Source organism: Methylosinus sp. Sm6, from assembly GCF_019802345.1.
Taxonomy (GTDB): Bacteria; Pseudomonadota; Alphaproteobacteria; order Rhizobiales; family Beijerinckiaceae; genus Methylosinus.
Window position 1 is genome coordinate 1 of the sequence record NZ_JAINDZ010000019.1, and the last position, 17,975, is coordinate 17,975.

General features: G+C 66.4%; 14 protein-coding genes. 8 read left to right on the forward strand and 6 right to left on the reverse strand.

Annotated features, from left to right (window positions below):
* Positions 1-384: 384 nt before the first annotated feature.
* Positions 385-1,647, reverse strand: coding sequence for a polyhydroxyalkanoate depolymerase (locus tag K3F48_RS13695; protein ID WP_222576000.1), 1,263 nt, complete (start codon positions 1,645-1,647; stop codon positions 385-387).
* A gap of 359 nt (positions 1,648-2,006) precedes the next feature.
* Positions 2,007-2,552, reverse strand: coding sequence for a YbhB/YbcL family Raf kinase inhibitor-like protein (locus K3F48_RS13700; RefSeq protein WP_222576001.1), 546 nt, complete (start codon positions 2,550-2,552; stop codon positions 2,007-2,009).
* Positions 2,553-2,726: 174 nt separating this feature from the next.
* Here K3F48_RS13700 and K3F48_RS13705 point away from each other — a divergent pair, with 174 nt between their 5' ends.
* On the forward strand, positions 2,727-4,154 hold the full coding sequence (locus K3F48_RS13705) for an MDR family MFS transporter (protein ID WP_222576002.1): 1,428 nt from the start codon (positions 2,727-2,729) through the stop codon (positions 4,152-4,154).
* Positions 4,155-4,159: 5 nt separating this feature from the next.
* Here K3F48_RS13705 and K3F48_RS13710 read toward each other — a convergent pair whose 3' ends face one another.
* The gene (locus K3F48_RS13710) at positions 4,160-5,077 is read right to left on the reverse strand and encodes an alpha/beta fold hydrolase (RefSeq protein ID WP_222576003.1); all 918 of its coding nucleotides are present in this window, start codon (positions 5,075-5,077) and stop codon (positions 4,160-4,162) included.
* Positions 5,078-5,220: 143 nt separating this feature from the next.
* Between K3F48_RS13710 and K3F48_RS13715 the strand changes: the two genes are divergently transcribed.
* A complete protein-coding gene (locus K3F48_RS13715; protein WP_222576004.1) occupies positions 5,221-6,120 on the forward strand; it encodes a LysR family transcriptional regulator in 900 nt (299 codons plus the stop codon).
* A 124-nt stretch (positions 6,121-6,244) separates the two neighbouring features.
* Here K3F48_RS13715 and K3F48_RS13720 read toward each other — a convergent pair whose 3' ends face one another.
* The 3 genes from K3F48_RS13720 to K3F48_RS13730 are packed head-to-tail and all read right to left on the reverse strand — an operon-like array spanning position 6,245 to position 9,041.
* Entirely contained in the window at positions 6,245-7,594 is a 1,350-nt protein-coding gene (locus K3F48_RS13720; protein ID WP_222576005.1) for a sorbosone dehydrogenase family protein, read from the reverse strand.
* A complete protein-coding gene (gene epsC / locus K3F48_RS13725) occupies positions 7,591-8,544 on the reverse strand; it encodes a serine O-acetyltransferase EpsC (protein WP_222576006.1) in 954 nt (317 codons plus the stop codon). The genes K3F48_RS13720 and epsC overlap by 4 nt, the downstream gene beginning before the upstream one ends.
* Entirely contained in the window at positions 8,541-9,041 is a 501-nt protein-coding gene (locus K3F48_RS13730) for a heme-binding protein (RefSeq protein WP_222576007.1), read from the reverse strand. The genes epsC and K3F48_RS13730 overlap by 4 nt, the downstream gene beginning before the upstream one ends.
* Before the next feature lie 166 nt (positions 9,042-9,207).
* Here K3F48_RS13730 and K3F48_RS13735 point away from each other — a divergent pair, with 166 nt between their 5' ends.
* From K3F48_RS13735 to K3F48_RS13760, 6 genes are all read left to right on the forward strand, one after another.
* The gene (locus K3F48_RS13735) at positions 9,208-9,828 is read left to right on the forward strand and encodes a helix-turn-helix domain-containing protein (protein ID WP_255609004.1); all 621 of its coding nucleotides are present in this window, start codon (positions 9,208-9,210) and stop codon (positions 9,826-9,828) included.
* 263 nt (positions 9,829-10,091) lie between these two features.
* Complete coding sequence (locus K3F48_RS13740; protein ID WP_222576008.1) at positions 10,092-11,039, forward strand: family 2A encapsulin nanocompartment shell protein; 948 nt, start codon at positions 10,092-10,094, stop codon at positions 11,037-11,039.
* Positions 11,040-11,106: 67 nt separating this feature from the next.
* A complete protein-coding gene (locus K3F48_RS13745) occupies positions 11,107-13,305 on the forward strand; it encodes a family 2A encapsulin nanocompartment cargo protein cysteine desulfurase (protein WP_222576009.1) in 2,199 nt (732 codons plus the stop codon).
* Between the two features lie 90 nt (positions 13,306-13,395).
* Positions 13,396-13,839 (forward strand): Rrf2 family transcriptional regulator, encoded by a 444-nt coding sequence (locus tag K3F48_RS13750; protein WP_222576010.1) that lies wholly within the window; start codon positions 13,396-13,398, stop codon positions 13,837-13,839.
* A gap of 280 nt (positions 13,840-14,119) precedes the next feature.
* A complete protein-coding gene (locus K3F48_RS13755; RefSeq protein WP_222576011.1) occupies positions 14,120-16,456 on the forward strand; it encodes a DUF1549 and DUF1553 domain-containing protein in 2,337 nt (778 codons plus the stop codon).
* A 28-nt stretch (positions 16,457-16,484) separates the two neighbouring features.
* Positions 16,485-17,936 carry a DUF1501 domain-containing protein gene (locus K3F48_RS13760; RefSeq protein WP_222576012.1) on the forward strand — a complete coding sequence of 484 codons (1,452 nt, stop codon included), beginning with the start codon at positions 16,485-16,487 and terminating at the stop codon, positions 17,934-17,936.
* Positions 17,937-17,975: the final 39 nt, after the last annotated feature.

Consider the following 17,975-nt stretch of genomic DNA (forward strand, 5'->3'; position numbering starts at 1 on the left):
AACCTCATGCATCGCAAGAGCGTCGTCGACATGCGCGCGCCGACGCCGAATAACAAGCCGGACCCACGCCAATACGAAATAATACTATGCCTATCTTGAACCGGACAGCCGTGGGCTTGTCCCGGCCATCCACGCCGCAACGCCGAGGTTTCTCGCAAATTCATGCGCGGCGTCGACGCCGCGGCGACAGTCTCCGCGACTTGGCGCAAAAACGAGACATTCGCAGTGCGCTGGCGCTTTGCAAAAATATCTCAGTGGCTCGGCGTGGAGGGCCGGGACACGCCCGGCCATGACGGCGCTGCGCATTCCAAGATGTGTGCACGCGGTAGCCCTCGAGGGGGGAGGCTCTGACGATCGGTCGCGCGGGGCGAGCAGCGGCGCCCGTCAGCTGTCCGCCCGCTCGACCCTCGCCAGAAAATCGCGGATGCGCGGCGCGATCTCCTTGCGGAAGCGTGAGCCGTTGAACACGCCGTAATGGCCGACGCCCTCTTGCAGATAGTGCTGCTTGCGCCCTTCGGGAACATTCGCGCAGAGCTCCTGCGCCGCATAGGTCTGGCCGACGCCGGAAATATCGTCCTTCTCGCCCTCGACCGTGAGCAGCGCGGTGCGCTGGATCGCCGAGAGATCGATGATCTCGCCGCGATGACGCAGGTCCCCCTGCGGAACCTCGTGGCGGATGAACACCTTCTCGACCGTCTCGAGGTAGAACTCGGCGTCGAGGTCCATGACGGCGAGATATTCGTCGTAAAAATCGCGATGCTTCTCGGCCGAATCGCCATCACCTTCGACGAGATGGTTGAACATGTCGAGATGAGCGGCCACATGGCGCTCGAGATTCATCGCCATGAAGCCCGAAAGCTGCAGAAAACCGGGATAGACGCTGCGCCCGAGGCCCGCATGCGGGAACGGCACGGTGTGGATGCAGTTGCGGTGGAACCAGTCGACGCCGCGCTCCACGGCGAGGCGGTTGACCGCGGTCGGGCTGCGGCGCGGATCGATCGGACCGCCCATCAGCACCATGGACTCCGGCGCATCCTTGCCGCCCTCGCCCTCGAGCGCCGCCACGGCGCAGATCAGCGGCACCGAGGCCTGGCAAACGCCGAGCGTGTGCAGCGGAACGCCGTCGCCGCGCTTCGACAAGAGGCGCATCATCTCGACGAGATAGTCGATGTAGTCGTCGAGGCCGAAGACGCCGCGCTCGCTCGGAACGGCGCGGGCGTTGGACCAATCGGTGATGTAGACGTCATGGCTCGGCAGGAATGCTTCGACCGTGCCGCGCAGCAGCGTCGCATAATGGCCGGACATGGGCGCGACGATGAGCAGCTTCGACTGGCGCGGCGCGCCTTCCGCGATCTGGCGCCGGAAATGCACAAGGCTGCAGAATGGGCGCTCCCACAGCACCTCTTCCCGGATCGGGGTGACGAGGCCGTGAACCGTCGTCTCCTTCAGTCCGAAGGTGGGCTTGCTGTAGCGGCGCGTCATCCGCTCGAACAACTCCGCCGCCGCAGCGACGCTGCGGCCGATGGATGTGTGCGCGAAAGGATTGAACGGGCTGGTGAAGGTCGTCAGCGTCGCGTCCGACACCGCGCGCGCCGGCGCGAAAGCCAGATGCATCATCTCATAGAGCTGGTACGACAGCCGATCCATTTCCCGACACTCCAGCTCTCGCGCCGCGCCGCTCGAGAGAGCGACGTAGCGTGACCGAAGACGAACCTCTAACATAGCTCAGTTCAGGCGAAATTGAAACTGCCTCTAATCTGCGCTGATTGCACGCAAGTTCTCTTTTCGACGCCTTAAAAATAAGCAGAAACGGCTGCGGACGAGGGCAGCTTCGCCGCCCGCGGATGTCGCGACGGCGCTTCACGCCGCGTCGTCGTCCCGCCGCCATCGCGCTTGATATGATAACTCCGCAAAGGCTCAACAAGATCAGGGCGCGACGGCAGAATCAGAGCGCACCGCCAGAGCCCTCGCCCTTTGCCCGGAACGGAAAGCGTCTCCGGCCCGCGTCAGCGGCCATAGAGGCCGGTGAGGCTCGCCTTGGCGAGGACGTTCTGATTGACGAGGAAGCCGACGAGCGAGGCCGTCGCGCCCTCCGGCGCCGCGATCGCGTCGACGCCCAGCGCATAGAGGGTGAAGACATAGCGATGCGGCGGATCGCCCACCGGCGGGCAGGGACCGCCCCAGGCGGAAAAGCCGTAATCGGTGCGAATCTGCTTCGCCCCCGCCGGCAGGCCGGCGCCGTCCGGCGTCCCCGCGCCCTGCGTCAGCGCGCGCGCCGTGGCCGGAATGTCGACGACGAGCCAGTGCCAGAAGCCGGCGCCGCCGGTCGGCGCGTCTGGATCATGGCAGAACAGAGCGAAGCTCTTGGTTCCCGCCGGCGGCTCGCTCCAGGCGAAGCCGGGCGAGACATTGCCGCCGCCGCCCCCGAAGCCGTCGAAGGCGAATGTTCGGTCGATGGTCGCGCCGTCGGCGATGTCCGAGCTCGTGAGGGCAAAGCCCCCGCTCGCCGGCTCGGCGGCGGAGAGGACGGCGAAGGGAAGTTGATTGCGCATGCAGCGGCCTCCGGTGCGACTGTGGCGAAGGGCGTTCCGCCCGGCCCTTTTCTAGACGATGCCGCGCGCCCTGTCGCGCCTTCCGAAACGCGCGCGGCCCGACGCTTTTTCTGCTTAGCGCGACGGGCGCGGGACGGCTATTGTGCGGCGCCGCGCAAGAAGGACGAGACACGAGTGAACAAGCCGCCGACGGAGCTCACGCGCAGCGCGCTGACGAGAGCCGAGCTGATTCAGATCATGGTCGGCCTCGGCCTCGCCATGCTGCTCTCGGCGCTGGACCAGTCCATCGTCGCCACCGCCATGCCGACCATCGCCGCCGATCTCGGCGATTTCGCTCATCTGCCCTGGATCGTCACCGCCTATCTCGTCGCCTCCACCGCGGTGACGCCGCTCTATGGCAAGCTCGCCGATATTCACGGCGCGCGCGCCATGCTGCTGATCGGCGTCGCCACTTTCGTCGCCGGCTCGATCTTCTGCGCGCTCGCGCCCAGCATGAGCCTGCTGGCGCTCGCCCGCGGCGTGCAGGGCCTGGGCGGGGGCGGGCTCATCGCTCTGGCGCAGACCGTCATCGCCGATCTCGTCGCGCCGCGCGAGCGCGGGCGGGTGATGACCTATTTTTCCGTCGTCTTCATCGCCGCCAGCGTCGGCGGGCCGGCGCTCGGCGGCGTGTTCTCCGAGCATCTGCACTGGTCGCTGATCTTCTGGATCAATGTTCCGCTCGGCGTCCTGGCCTTCTGCATGAGCTGGTTTCATCTCGGCCGCGTGCGGCAGCGCCGACATCCGCATCGGCTCGACATCGCCGGCGCGCTGCTGCTCGTCATCGGCTCCAGCGCGACGCAGCTGGCCCTCTCCTGGGGCGGCGAGCGCTACGCCTGGAGCTCGGCCCCGATCCTCTCGCTGCTGGCGGCGGCCGGGGCGGCCTGGGCGCTGTTCGCCTGGCGCACCCGCGCGGCCGAGGAGCCGCTGATCCCGCTCGCCGTGCTCGGCGACGCCGTGGTGCGCGACGCGACGCTCTCGGGCGCCTTCGGGCTCGGGACCTTTGTCGCTCTGTCCATGTTCCTGCCGATCTATTTCGAAGGCGCGCTCGGGCTCACCGCCGACCGGTCCGGCCTCGCGCTCATTCCGCTCACCGTCGCCACGGTGGCGGGGGCGACGATCGCCGGCCGGCTGATGAGCCGCACCCGCCATTACAAAGCGGCGCCGCTGGTCGGCCTCGCCGCCGCGACCGTCGCCATGGCGGCGCTCTGGCTCTGGCTCGATTCTTTATCGCTCGTCGCGCTCGACGCGCTGCTGGCGGTGGCCGGGCTCGGCGTCGGCGCCATGCTGCCGGTGACGACCGTCTCGGTGCAGAACGCGGTTCCGGCGCATAATATCGGCACAGCGACGGCGGTGACGCAATTCTCGCGTCAGCTCGGCGGCGTGTTCATCGTGGCGATCTTCGGCGCCATCGTGATCGGCGGCGGCCCCTCCGCCGCGCCCGCCGAGCCGGACACTCTGCGCGCCGCCTTCCGCGCGGCGCTCGGAATCGGCGCGCTGTTCCTATTGGCGAGCTGTCTGTTCCTCGCGCGGATGGAGGAGAGACCTCTGCACGGCGGCGAATGAAGCGCTCAGCTCGCGAGAAAGCGGGCGAGGCGATCGCAGAAGAACTCCGGCGCCTCCTCGGCGACGAAATGCCCGCTGTCCTCGGCGATCTCGGCGGTGAGATCGCTCGCCTGCCGCCCGACCGCCTCTGCGAGCCGCGGCCCGACGCCATGGCGGCCGGCGATCGTCATTACCGGCATGGCGAGCTTGTTCCCGGCGAGGGACGCGGCGAGCCGGGCGTCCTCCGGCAGCGCCCGGTAGAGAGCAAAGCCCGCCGTCATGCCGCCCGGCGTCGCATAATGGCGGGAGAATTCGGCGATCGACGCCTCGGAGACGGCGTCCTTGCGATGCGACCAGGCGCGAATCTGCGCGGCGATATACTCCCTCTCCCGCCCCTTGGTCAGCAGCTCGGGAATGTCGGGAGCCATGTGGAAGCCGTAATGCCAGGCGCCGCCATGCGCCGCGTCCATATTCTCCGTGCCGGGCAGGAGACAATCGACGAGGACGAGCTTCTCGACGCGCAGCGGGTAGAGATGAGCGAGCACGAAGGCGGCTTTCCCGCCCATGTCGTGACCGACCACATGCGCGCGCCCGCCCGCGACATCGGCAATGAGCGCGGCGATATCGGCCGCAATCGTCCGCTTGTCATAGCCCGCCGGCGTGCGCTCCGACAGGCCGACGCCTCTGAGATCGGGGGCGATCAGCGTGAAACGCGCGGCGAGCCGCTCCATCGCGCCTTTCCACGCGAGCCAGGTCTGCGGCCAGCCATGCAGCAAGACGACCGTCGGACCGACGCCGGCGACGACATAATGCAGCCGAACGCCATTGACCTCGGCGAACCGGCTCACGCCGCCTGCCGGAAGCATCGCCGGAGAGAAATCGGCGAGAGCCGGCCCGAGCAAGGCGGCGCCCGTCACGCCAGTGAGAAACGCGCGGCGCTTCATGTGATTTCCTTCTTTCCGCGAGCGACAGCGCCCCCCTCCCCGGAAGAGGAGGCTGACCGCCCTCTGTCGCCGCCAGAGTTGTCGATCTCTTTCGCCCGGTCTATTCGTCATGCCGGCATGACTTCCATAACCATTGAGAATGCATGGACCTCGCCGCCGCACTTCGCGCCTTCGTCCGCTCCGTCGAGCGCGGCTCGATGACGGCCGCGGCGACCGATCTCGGCGTGTCGCAACCCGCCGTCAGCAAGCTGCTGCGCAATCTGGAAAATCATGTGGGCGCGAAGCTCGTCGAGCGCGGCGCGCGCGTCCTCCGCCTCACGCCGCAAGGCGCCGCGCTCTATGAGGCGGCGGGCGGCGGGCTGGCGCTGATCGACGCGGCGATCGAGGGCGTTCGCGGCGACGGCGGCGCGATCGAGGGACGCCTGCGCCTGCACGGGCCGGCTTGCATCGGCGAGCGCCATTTGCACGGGCTCGTGATGCAATTCCAGGATCGCCATCCGCGCGTGCGCGTCGAGCTCTTCCTGGACAATCATCCGATCGACCTCGTTCAGGAGAATGTCGATCTCGCTCTGCGCATGGAGCGGCCGGCGGATCGGCGCCTCGTCATGCGCCGCATCGGCTACAGCCGGCGCATCCTCGTCGCCTCGCCCGATTATCTCGCACGCCACGGGCCGGTGCGGCGCTGCGAGGAGCTGAGCGAAGCCGACGTCATCGTCACCAATGCTTCGCTGCGGGGCGACGCGCTGCCGCTGCGCAGGGGGAAGGAGAGAACCGCAATTCCCCTGCGGCCGAAGCTGACCACCAATAATGCGCAGGTGCTGCTCGACGCGCTGAAAGCCGGCAGGGGCGTCGGAACCGCGCAGCTGCTGCTCGTCGCGGAGGATCTGGCGCAGGGGCGGCTGGTCCGCGTGCTGCCCGATTACGAGATCGAGCCGACGGAATTCTTTCTCGTCTATCCCTCATCCAAATATCTACGCCCGACCGTCCGCGCCTTCATCGATTTCGCCGCCCCGGCGTTGCGCCGGATCGAGGGAATTTTTTGAGGCGGCGACGGGACGCTCCGGTCGAGAGAGGGGCGGCGCCCTTCATGTTCGCCGACGCAAGTTTGTAGCCGCGCTCGCGCAGCGCGCGGCATGGCGAGAGAGCCGCCCCGAGACTCGGTTGTGTTCATTGCGTCGAATGAGAGACACGCCAGATAACGCCATTCGCATCCTCGGTGAAGAGCAGCGCGCCATCCTTCGCCACGGCCAGCGACACCGGACGGCCCCAGACCCGCGCATCGTCCAGCACGAAGCCAGTCAGGAAATCCTGATATTCGCCGGTCGCTCTCCCATTCTCGAATATGAGCCGGATGATCTTGTAGCCCGTGCGCTTGGCGCGGTTCCAGGACCCGTGCAGAGCGATGAACGCATCGCCCGCATAATCGGACGGAAACTGGCCGCCGTCGTAGAACGCGATGCCGAGCGGCGCCGAATGCGGTTGAATCAATAGGTCCGGCACGGTCGCCCGACCGGCGAGATCCGGCCGCTCGCCCGCATGACGCGGATCGACATGATCGCCGATATAAAGCCAGGGCCAGCCGTAGAAGGCGCCCTCGCGGACCCTCGTGGCGTAATCGGGCGGCAGATCGTCGCCGATCATGTCGCGCTCGTTGACGACGCACCAGAGCTCGTCGGTCGGCGGGCGGAAGGCCATCCCGGAACAGTTGCGCAGACCGGTCGCGAACACCCGCTTGTGACCGCCGTCCGGATCGAAGGCGAGCACATCGGCTCGCAGCAGCTCCACGCCGTCGCTCGCGCCGACGCCATTCGCCTTCTCGAGCGCGGCGACCTGCTCGGGCGATGGCTGCGAATGTCCTTCGGCGACATTCGAGCGAGAGCCGACCGCGACGAAGAGCGTCTTGCCGTCCGGCGAGAAGACGATGTCGCGGGTCCAATGTCCGTCTCGCGGCAAATCCGAGACGACGATCTCCGCCGGGCCGGCCGCGACCAGCTCGCCCGGCCGATAAGGATAGCGCCGCACCTCCGAAACCGTCGCGACATAAAGCCATCTCGGATCGGGACCGGGCGGATAGAAGGCGAGGCCGGAAGGCCGCTCGAGGTCGCGCGCGAAAACGCGATCCGTCTCCGGCTTGGAGCCGCTCGCGTCGAGCCGGAAGGCGCGCACGCGTCCGCCAGTGCTCTCGACGACGAACACGTCGCCGTTCGGCGCGACGCGAATGACGCGCGGGCCTTGGAGATCGGCGGCGACGACGTTCGCCATGAAGCCCGGCAGCGTGTTCGGCTGCGCGGCCTCGGGCCGCGCGGCCACTTGCGAGCGAGAGGCGGCGGGATCGCTGGCGTAAGGAGCGGGCAGGTCGCCGTTCGAAATTTTTCGTCGCACGCCCGGCGCATCGGCGCGCCAGTCGGAAAAGGCCTGCGCGCCGCTGAGCAGAGGCGCGGTCTGCGCCTCGGCGAAGTCGGAAAGCGCGAGCGTGAACACGACGCAATGGAAAATCGTCGAAAGCCGCAGCCTCATATCCCGCCGCCATTGTCGAAGGTCTCGATGGCGCGCGCCTGGGTGATGTTGCTCCCCGGCGGAACGCTGTGCGTGAGCCAGACATTGCCCCCGACCGACGATCCCCGGCCGATGGTGATGCGCCCGAGGATGGTCGCGCCGGCGTAGACGACCACATCGTCCTCCACGATCGGGTGACGGGGGCGGCCTTTGACGAGCGCGCCGCTCGCATCCGCCTCGAAGCGTTTCGCTCCGAGCGTGACGCCCTGATAGAGCCGCACGCGCTTGCCGATGCGCGCCGTCTCGCCGATCACGACGCCGGCGCCGTGATCGATGAAGAAGCTCGCGTCGATCTCGGCGCCGGGGTGAATGTCGATGCCGGTCTCGGAATGCGCGATCTCGGCGACGATGCGCGCGAGCATGGGCGCGCCGAGCGAAAACAGCTCATGGGCGAGGCGATGGCGCGTGACCGCGGCGATTCCGGGATAGCAGAACACGATCTCGTCGAGGCTGCGCGCCGCCGGATCGCCGTCGAAGGCGGCGCGTATGTCGGTGTCGAGGAGCGAGCGGACTTTCGGCAATGCGCCGAGGAAGGCGTCCGATATCCGCTTTGCGTCTCGCTCTTCCTCCCCGCTCTCCTCCCCTTCCGCAAAGAGCAGCAGCTCCTTGCGGATCTGCTCGGTCAGCGCGTGCAGCGCGCGCTTCAGCGTCGTCGACACGAAAGCGTCGACGGTCTCGACGGTGAGATGCGAGGGGCCGAAGTGGCGTGGATAGAGAACGGCGACGAGATCCGCGACGATGTCGGCCATCGCCGCGCGCGAGGGAAGCTCGGGAAGCACGCCGCCCTTGTAGCGACGCTTCTGCGAGGTCTTGCGCAGAGCGCGCAGCGCATCGACGACCTGATCGACCGCCGCGCTTTGCGCGTCCCCGGCCTCGGCCGGCTTCGTCCCGTCGCCGAAACGGGCGTTCACTTCAGCTGATCCGCGATCTTGTCGATTCCGGCCTTGGCGCAAGCCTCGTCCTTGTCGCCGCCCGGAGCGCCCGAGACGCCGACCGCGCCGATGGTCTCCTCGCCGGCCTTGATCGGCAGCGCGCCCGCAATGGCGATGACGCCGGAAAGATGAACGAGGCCGAGGCTCGGATTGTCCTTCACCCTTTGGGCGATATCGCCGGACGGCGCGCGGAAGGTGCGCGAGGTATAGGCCTTGCGCTGGCTGTTCTCGAGCGTGTGCGGAGAGGCGCCGTCGCCGCGAAGCGAGACGAGCGCTTGCCCTTCCGCGCCGACGATCGTGACGGACACGCGATATCCCTGGGCGACGCAAGCGTCATGAGCGCCTTGCGCGACCGCGAGGGCGGCGGTGAGCGGCAGGAATTTATGCGCCGGCAGCTCGGCTCGCGCCGCGGGGGAGGCGATGAAGGCGACGCCGAGCGAAAGGAGAGCCAGATTGCGGGCGAAGAATTTGCTCATGTTCGATCCATCCGTTCGAGGATGTCGCATGCTAGCAGCATTTATATCAACTGCAAGGGTATGATTTCAGCAGCAGCCGAGGCATTGCGCAATATTAAAGGAGATTTTCGCGCTTGACCGCGGTGCGCCCATTCCAGATACTCCGCTTAGACAAGAGGAAAAATGGATGACTCGAGTGGCGGGTGGACTCTTCAGGCGCGATCGTTCGTCTCCGGAGCGGCTGTCGCGGACGGTCGCGGAACGGCTCGAGCGGCTGCTCAATCGCCGTGGACGCTCGCTGGCCCGCCTGTCCGAGCAGAGCGGCATAGAAGGGGACGAGCTCGCGCGGATCGCCGCCGGACGTCAGGCTCCTTCGCTCGGCCATCTCTGGCGCATCGCCAATGCGCTCGGCGTTCCCTTCGGCAGCCTCGTCGCCTCCAAGGAACGCCAGGGCGTGCTCGTGATCCGCAAAAGCGAGCCGCAGGCGGTCGAGTCCGTCGGCGGGGCCTTCGTCTCGCGCGCGCTCTACCCCTATGACTGCCGCCGGCCGGTCGAATTCTATCACCTCACCATCGGACCCAATCACCTCGAGCGCTCCGAGGCCCATGCGCCGGGCACCAAGGAAAATCTCGTCGTCGCGCGCGGCTCGATCGAGGTCGTCGTCGGACGAGAGCCGGCGGTGCAGCTCGACGAAGGCGACGCCGTCGATTTCCTCGCCGACGTGCCGCACAGCTATCGCAATCTCGGCGTCGTTCCGGCGACGGTCTATCTCGTCATGTCCTATACGGACGCCGACGAGGAGGGGTGAAGCGGCGGCGCCGGCCTCGGACAGTCCGAGCAGTAGACCGTTTTGATAGACGTATACAAACCAAATATATTTGAAGAACATTGCAAATGTAGAATAATTTTCTACTACGAATACTATTGATCGCCGCGGGGCAATCTCGTAGGGATGACGAGCGGCGTCCAAATCGCCGCTCCTTTCGATGACGGCCGGACGTTATTCGGCGCCGCGCGGCGAGCATCCGCCGGCGCCGGGCGCCTCGTTCAATCGCCCCGAGGTATGATTCAATGACCACCGAACCCGAAGTCCGACGGACGCTGAGCGAATCCGCGGCCCGTCAGCTCGCCAATGCGACGAAGACGAGAGCGCAATGGTCGGGCATAACGCCGCGCTGGCTCGTGTCCTTCCTGCCATGGACGCCGGTCGAGGCCGGCATTTATCGCCTCAACCGCGTGCGCGAGGATCGCGCGCTCACCGACGCCGACGTGACCTGCAGCCCGGCCCGCGACCGCGACGCCGATCTGCCCGAGACCTTCGTCGATTACGAGGATCATCCGCGCGAATATTCGATGAATGCGGTGACCACGGTTCTAGACGTGCAGACGCGCGTCTCCGATCTCTACAGCCATCCCTACGATCAGATTCAGGAGCAGGTTCGTCTGCTCACCGAAAAGGTCAAGGAGAAGCAGGAGAGCGAGCTCATCAACAATCCGGAATATGGATTGCTCGCCAATGCGCATCCGTCGATGAAGATCAGGACGCGCACGGGCGCTCCCACGCCCGACGACCTCGACGAGCTCATCGCCCGCGTCTGGAAGGAGCCGGCCTTTTTCCTCGCCCATCCGCGCGCCATCGCCTCCTTCGGCCGCGAATGCACGCGCCGCGGCGTGCCGCCGCCGACCGTGACCTTGTTCGGCTCGCCCTTCCTCACCTGGCGCGGCCTGCCGCTGGTGCCGAGCGACAAGCTGTTCATCGACGAGGCGGGCAAGACCAATATTCTGCTGCTGCGCACGGGCGAGAAGAAGCAGGGCGTCATCGGCCTGTTCCAGCCGGGCATTCCGGGCGAGGTGGCGCCGAGCCTCTCGGTGCGCTTCATGGGCATCAACCGCAAGGCGATCGCCTCCTATCTCATCTCGCTCTATTGCTCGGCGGCCGTGCTGACGCATGACGCGCTCGGCGTGCTCGAGGGCGTCGAGGTCGGCAAATATCACGATTATCCCGACAAATATGTCTGACGCCGATGCGCTGGCGGCCGCGTCGCCGGCGCGCGCATTGTCGAGACTGCTACTTAAGAGAGCGATCATGTCTTCTGCGCTTTCCCAGCCCGCGGGTTTCGGCGCGACGTCTCCGGACGCGCCGTCGCAAGAGGCTCTGACGCGCCATGGCGCGCCGGCCTTTCCCGATCCGGCCATGATCGCCCGCATCGCCAACGCCTTTTTCCAGGCCTCGCCCGATGAGCAGCCGACGACGCTCTCGCCCGGCGCGCCGATCGTGCCGCCCATGCTGCCCGAAGCGCCGGCGCCCTCCGTCGTCACCAGCGTCGCGCCGCTCGCGCCGGCGCGCCCGCCTCTGGGCCCGCCCGATCTTCCGCCGACGACGATCCCCTCCATGGCGCCGACGCCCAATCTCTCCGCGCCTTCCGCGCCGATCGGCCTGCAACCGGCGGTTCCGCCCTATGGCCTCTCGGATGTTCCGCAGCCGGGCGCATCGGCCGGCGCCTTCGAGCCGGGCAGCCCGGCCGCGGCGACGATCGACTATTCGGCGATCCCCGGCTCTTTGACTCCGCTCGGCGGCGCGTCGCCCGTGCAGGCGCCGGCGCCCTATGGCGGCTATGATCCGGGCTCGGTTCCGGGAGGCGTGAAAGCCACGCCGGCCGACAATCTCTATTTTCTGCATGATCGGTCGCCCGTCGCCGCCCCGTCCGACCCGTCCCTCTCGCTCGTCGACCGCCATGACGTCGACGCGCCGGCAGCGGGCGGCGCCGGCGCTCCCGGCGCCGCGCCGGAGACCTTCGCCTATTCGGGCCCGTCGGCAGCCGATCCGCATCGCCTCTCCGATAGCGTCGCGCTCGGGACCCCGAACATCGCCCTGCCGGCTCTCTCCGGCCAGGAGCGCAGTTTCGCGCCGGGCGCGGCCGGACCGGCGGCGACCGACTCTCTTTATTTCCTGGACCGCGTCGGGGCGGTCCCCGCCGCGCCGGTCCCCGCTGCGGAGGAGCCGCAGGGCTTTGCGCCGCAGCTCGTCGCCCATGCGCCGGCGAGCCGCGGCGCGTTCGATCCTTACGCCGTGAAACGCGACTTCCCGATCCTGCAGCAGCAGGTGCACGGCAAGCCGCTGGTCTGGCTCGACAACGCCGCCACCACGCAGAAGCCGCAGGCGGTCATCGACCGGCTCGCGCATTTCTACGAATATGAGAACTCCAACATCCATCGCGCCGCTCATGCGCTGGCGGCGCGATCGACCGACGCCTATGAGGCGGCGCGCGAGAAGGTGCGGCGCTTCCTGAAAGCGCCGTCGGTGAAGAACATCATCTTCGTGCGCGGAGCGACGGAAGCGATCAATCTCGTCGCGCAGGCCTGGGGCCGGCGCAATGTGCAGGCGGGCGACGAGATCGTCGTCTCCTTTCTCGAGCATCACGCCAATATCGTGCCCTGGCAGCAGCTCTGCGCCGAAAAAGGCGCGCGGCTGCGCGTCGCGCCGGTGGATGATCGCGGCCAGATCATTCTCGAGGAATACGAGAAGCTGCTGAACCCCAAGACGCGCATCGTCGCGGTGACGCAGGTTTCCAATGCGCTCGGCACGGTGACGCCCGTACGCGACATCACGGCGATGGCGCATCGCCATGGCGCGCGCGTGCTGATCGACGGCGCGCAGTCGGTCTCGCATATGCCGGTCGACATGCCGGCGATCGGCTGCGATTTCTTCGTCTTCTCCGGTCATAAGGTGTTCGGCCCGACCGGCATCGGCGTCGTCTATGGCAGGGACGAGGTCCTCGCCGATATGCCGCCCTGGCAGGGCGGCGGCAATATGATCGCCGACGTCACCTTCGAGAAGACCATCTATCAGGGGGCGCCCGAGCGCTTCGAGGCGGGCACCGGCAATATCGCCGACGCCGTCGGCCTCGGCGCCGCGCTCGATTATGTCGAATCGATCGGCATGGAGATCATCGCCCGCTATGAGCACGACCTGCTCGTCTACGCGACCGAGAAGATGCGGCTCGTGCCGGGGCTGAAATTCATCGGCACGGCGGCGGAGAAGGCCAGCGTGCTCTCCTTCGTGCTCGACGGCCACCGCACCGAGGACGTGGGCAAGGCGCTCGACCGTGAAGGAATCGCCGTGCGCGCCGGGCATCATTGCGCGCAGCCGATACTGCGCCGCTTCGGCCTCGAGGCGACCGTGCGTCCCTCGCTCGCCTTCTACAACACTTGCGCGGATGTCGACGCGCTCGTCGCCGCGCTGCTGCGCCTGCAGAGCGGAGGCGCCGCCCGCGTTCGTGCGTGAGCGCCCCACCCCGGCCCTCCCCCGCTTCGCGGGAGAGGTTGCCCATGAAGCTTTCATAGTCTATGGTCTTCATAGACGGAGAGCGGCGCTTTGTTGACCAAAAAGGGCAAATACGGCCTCAAGGCGATGGCGCATCTCGCGCGATTTGCTCCCGGGCGCCCTGTGCCCGTGCTGGAGATCGCGACGACTCAGAACATCCCGAAAAAATTCCTCGACGCGATCCTCTGCGAGCTGCGCAACTGCGGCTATGTCGTCTCGAAAATGGGAAAGGGCGGCGGATATACGCTCGCCCGGCCGGCGGACCAAATCACCGTCGGCGATATCGTTCGCGCGCTCGACGGCCCGCTCGCCCCGCTGCCCTGCGCCAGCAAGACCCGCTATCGCCCGTGTGACGACTGCGGCAATGTCGAGCGCTGCGCGGTGAGGCTGGTGATGCGCGACGCCCAGCGCGCGCTGTCCGGCGTGCTCGACAATTGCACGCTCGCGCGCGCCTGCGAATTGGCCGAGACCATTCCGCTCTGCTATCACATTTGAAAGCGCGCGCCAGCCCTCGCCGCAAAGCCCCGCCCCCTCGCACATCTTCTCTCTGATCGGCAGCCGAGCGCCGACGTCGAGGGGCCGCGCGTCGTGCGCGGCCGCTCCGTAGGCCCCGAGGATTTTTTGTTTTATACCTATCTAATAGGTAGACATTATACGAATTCGAGCCTAGAGTTTGCCGACTGCCCGCCACAAAGAGACCTCTCTCTGCGAGCGCGGCGCCCCATGTCGCCGAAGAAACTCCAAGCCTTTTCGAACCGATCGAGGTTGCGCGCATATGACGAAGACCCTGAGACGATCCGCGTTCACTTTGCTGCTGAGCGCCTCGGCGAGCGTCCTCGCCCTCGCCGAAGAAAACAAGTCCGCCTCTCCCGGCGCCGCCAGTGAGCCGCCGGCGCGCGCAGCCAGGCTCCATTGGGCCTGGCAGCCCGTTCAAGCGCCCGCCATTCCGGCCGTCGACCAGAAGCAATGGGTGCGTTCGCCCCTCGACGCATTCGTTCTCGCCAAGATCCGCGCCAACGGACTGACGCCGTCGCCGGATACCGATCGCGCGACCTTCATCCGCCGCGCGACGCTCGACGCCTGGGGAGTTATTCCGACGCCGGAGGAGGTCGTCGCCTTCGTCGAGGATCAGAGCCCCGAGGCCTATGAGAAAGTGATCGACCGGCTCCTCGCCTCGCCGCGCTACGGAGAGCGTCAGGCTCGCTTCTGGCTGGATCTCGCCCGCTATGCGGACAGCTCGGGCTTTCAGAACGACACTGCGCGGCCGAACATGTTTCGCTATCGCGACTATGTGATCAAGGCCTTCAACGAGGACAAGCCCTATTCGCAATTCATCCGCGAGCAGATCGCGGGCGACGAGATCGCGCCGGGCAATCAGGACGTGCTGGTCGCGACCGGGTTTCTCGCCGGCTATCCGGACAACAGCAATTCGCGCGACCTCGTGCAGCGCAAATATCAGATCACGACCGACATGACCGACACGGTCGGTCAGGCGATCCTCGGCACGACGGTCGGCTGCGCGCGCTGCCACAATCACAAGAGCGACAAGTTCACGCAGAAGGACTATTTTTCGCTGCAGGCGTTTTTCGCCAATACCGCCTTCGATGAGAAAATCTCCGCCCGCAAAGGCGAGGTGGAGACCGCCTTCGAGAAGGAACGGGCGATCTACGACGAGGCGACCAAGGCCATCCGCGCCCGTCAGAAAGAGATTATCGATTCGGTCCGCGAGGCGGCGTACAAATATCACAAGGAGCGCTATCTCACCGACAGCCGCGAGTCGATCTTCAAGCCGAAGGATCAATGGACCGCGCTCGATCGCTGGGTCAATCATCGGCTCGACGCGGTGACCGACGACACTCAGCTCGGAGCCTATCTGCGCTACACAGCGGACGACAAGACCTCGCCGGATCACAATGCGGAGATCGTCAAGAAGGCCGAGGAATATCTGAAGCTCACCGCCGAGCTGCGCAAGTTTCAAAATTTGCGTCCGACCAAGGGCTCTCTCAACTACACCGCGGCGACCGAGCTCGGCCACAGCGACGCGCCGCCGACTCATGTTCTCTTCGTCGGCAATCACGAGAAGCCGCTCGAAGAAGTGCCGCCAGCCTTTCCGGAGGCGTTGACCAGCGAGAAGCCGAACATCAAGCCGACCGCGACATCGTCCGGCCGCCGCACGGCGCTCGCCGATTGGCTCGTGAGCGACAGAAATCCGCTCACCGCGCGCGTGTTCGTCAATCGCGTGTGGAACCAATATTTCGGCAAGGGCATCGTCGGCACGGTGAGCGACTTCGGCAAGGCCGGCGACAAGCCGACCAATCAGGAGCTGCTCGATTTCCTGGCCTACAGCTTCGTGCAGGACGGCTGGAGCGTGAAGAAATTGCATCGCGCAATTCTTCTCTCCTCCACCTATCGTCAATCCTCCGCCCATCGCGAGGATGTCGCCAAGGCCGACCCCGACAACAAGCTCGTCGCCGTGTTCCCGCGCAAGCGACTCGAAGCGGAAGAAATTCGCGACTCGATTCTCGTCGCCTCGGGCAAGCTGAACGAGCAGATCGGCGGCCCGAGCGTGTTTCCGCCCATTCCGGCCAATCTGACCGGCGGCGGCAACTTCAACTTCGATCCGTCCTGGACGACGGCCAAAGACAAGAAGGATTTCAACCGCCGCAGCCTCTACATCTTCACGCGGCGAAGCCTGCCCTATCCGCTGCTCGAAACCTTCGACATGGCAAATTCGCAGCAGATCCACAGCAAGCGTGACGTCACCACGACGCCGCTGCAGGCGCTGACGCTCTACAACAGCGACATCGTGTTCGAATGGTCGCAGGCGCTCGCCGGACGCGTGATCGAAGAGGCCGGCGCCGACGAAACGGCGCAGATCGACAGGCTCTATCTCGTGCTGTTCGGCCGCAAGCCTTCGGACGCCGAGCGCTCGGCTCTGCTCGCCTTTCTCGATCGGCATCGCAGCACGATCGCCGGCAAAGGAGAGGACGGCAAGCTCTCGCTGGCCTTGCCGATCGTGAAGGCCAAATTCGTCGATCCGCTGCGCGCATCGGCCTTCGTCGATCTCGTGCATACCGTCGTGAACAGCAATGATTTCGTCTACCGCTTCTGAAAAGGCTCCTCGATAGGAGGGAATCCGGATGCTCATCAAGACTACACGTCGCGAATGGCTGCGCAATGCGGCCTATGGCGTCGGCGGCTTCGCCGTCGGCGGAATGATGCCCGGCGGCGGCTGGTTCGGCGCGCCGCAGGCCAATGCGGCCGCTTTCCTCGACCCGCTCGCGCGCAAGGAGCCGCATTTCCCCGCCAAGGTGAAATCGGTGATCTGGCTGCATATGGACGGCGCGCCCAGCACGATCGATCTCTATGACTACAAGCCCGAGCTCGAGCGGCTCGCGGGACAGGAGATTCCCGCCTCCTTCCTCGAAGGGATCAAGACCAGCACGCAGGGCGGCGTCGGCAAGCTGTTCGCCTCCAAGCGCACATGGAAGCAATATGGCGAGAGCGGCGCCTGGTTCTCCGATTGGCTGCCCAATCTCGCGCAGCACGCCGACAAGCTCACTTTCATCAAGTCCAGCGTCACCATCGGCGCGACGCATGATATTTCGATCTTGAAGCTCAACACGGGCGATGTGAATCCTGGACGTCCGTCGCTCGGCTCCTGGGTGGCCTATGCGCTCGGCGCCGCCAATCCCGATCTGCCGCCTTACGTCGTGCTTTATGGCGGAAAGCGTGAGCCGCGCGCCGGCTCGGTGAATTGGAGCTCGGGCTTCCTGCCGGCCGTCTATCAGGGCACGGCGTTCCGCCCCGGCGCGCAGCCGATCCTCTATCAGGCGCCGCCGGAGCTGATCGGCCTGCAGCAGCAGCGCGAGAGCCTCGATCTCCTCAAGACGCTCAATGATCTGCGGTCCGCAGCGCGTCCGGAGGATTCCGAGCTCGCCGCGCGCACCAATTCCTATGATCTCGCCTATCGCATGGAGGCGACGGCGCCGGAGGCGGTCGATCTCGCGAAGGAGTCCGCCGCGACCAAGGCGCTCTACGGTATCGACCAGGACGCGACCCAGGACATGGGCACCGTGCTGCTGCGCGCGCGCCGCCTCGTGGAGCGCAATGTGCGCTTCGTCCATGTGGTGTCGGGGCCAGTCGAGCAGGCGGGCGACGATGATCGGAGCTGGGACGCGCATCGCCAGCTCGAGAAAAATCACTCGGCCCATACGCGCGCGATCGACAAGCCGGTCGCAGGCCTGCTCGCCGATCTCGAGGCCCGCGGCCTGCTCGATCAGACGCTCGTCGTGTGGACCTCTGAATTCGGACGCACGCCCTATGGCCAGAGCGGCGACGGCCGCGACCACAATCCGTGGGGCTATACGCAATGGCTCGCTGGCGGCGGAATCAAGCACGGCCTCACTTATGGACGCACCGACGAGCTCGGCTTGAAGACGGTCGAAAATCCGGTCGACACTTATGATCTGCACGCGACCGTGCTGCAGCTTCTCGGCCTCGATCATCTGAAGACGATCTATCATCGCGCCGGACGCGCCGAACGTCCGACGGTCGTCTACGGAAAGGTCGTCGGCGACATTCTCGCCTGAGCCCAGCGCCGGGGAGGGACGACGGCGTCGTCCGCGCTC

What these genes read in the sequence shown, in the direction of transcription:
- K3F48_RS13695 (WP_222576000.1), bottom strand. Translation starts at nt 1,647, where the DNA reads ATGGATCGGCTGTCGTACCAGCTCTATGAGATGATGCATCTGGCTTTC.
- K3F48_RS13700 (WP_222576001.1), bottom strand. Translation starts at nt 2,552, where the DNA reads ATGCGCAATCAACTTCCCTTCGCCGTCCTCTCCGCCGCCGAGCCGGCG.
- K3F48_RS13710 (WP_222576003.1), bottom strand. Translation starts at nt 5,077, where the DNA reads ATGAAGCGCCGCGCGTTTCTCACTGGCGTGACGGGCGCCGCCTTGCTC.
- K3F48_RS13715 (WP_222576004.1), top strand. Translation starts at nt 5,221, where the DNA reads ATGGACCTCGCCGCCGCACTTCGCGCCTTCGTCCGCTCCGTCGAGCGC.
- K3F48_RS13720 (WP_222576005.1), bottom strand. Translation starts at nt 7,594, where the DNA reads ATGAGGCTGCGGCTTTCGACGATTTTCCATTGCGTCGTGTTCACGCTC.
- K3F48_RS13730 (WP_222576007.1), bottom strand. Translation starts at nt 9,041, where the DNA reads ATGAGCAAATTCTTCGCCCGCAATCTGGCTCTCCTTTCGCTCGGCGTC.
- K3F48_RS13735 (WP_255609004.1), top strand. Translation starts at nt 9,208, where the DNA reads ATGACTCGAGTGGCGGGTGGACTCTTCAGGCGCGATCGTTCGTCTCCG.
- K3F48_RS13740 (WP_222576008.1), top strand. Translation starts at nt 10,092, where the DNA reads ATGACCACCGAACCCGAAGTCCGACGGACGCTGAGCGAATCCGCGGCC.
- K3F48_RS13745 (WP_222576009.1), top strand. Translation starts at nt 11,107, where the DNA reads ATGTCTTCTGCGCTTTCCCAGCCCGCGGGTTTCGGCGCGACGTCTCCG.
- K3F48_RS13755 (WP_222576011.1), top strand. Translation starts at nt 14,120, where the DNA reads ATGACGAAGACCCTGAGACGATCCGCGTTCACTTTGCTGCTGAGCGCC.
- K3F48_RS13760 (WP_222576012.1), top strand. Translation starts at nt 16,485, where the DNA reads ATGCTCATCAAGACTACACGTCGCGAATGGCTGCGCAATGCGGCCTAT.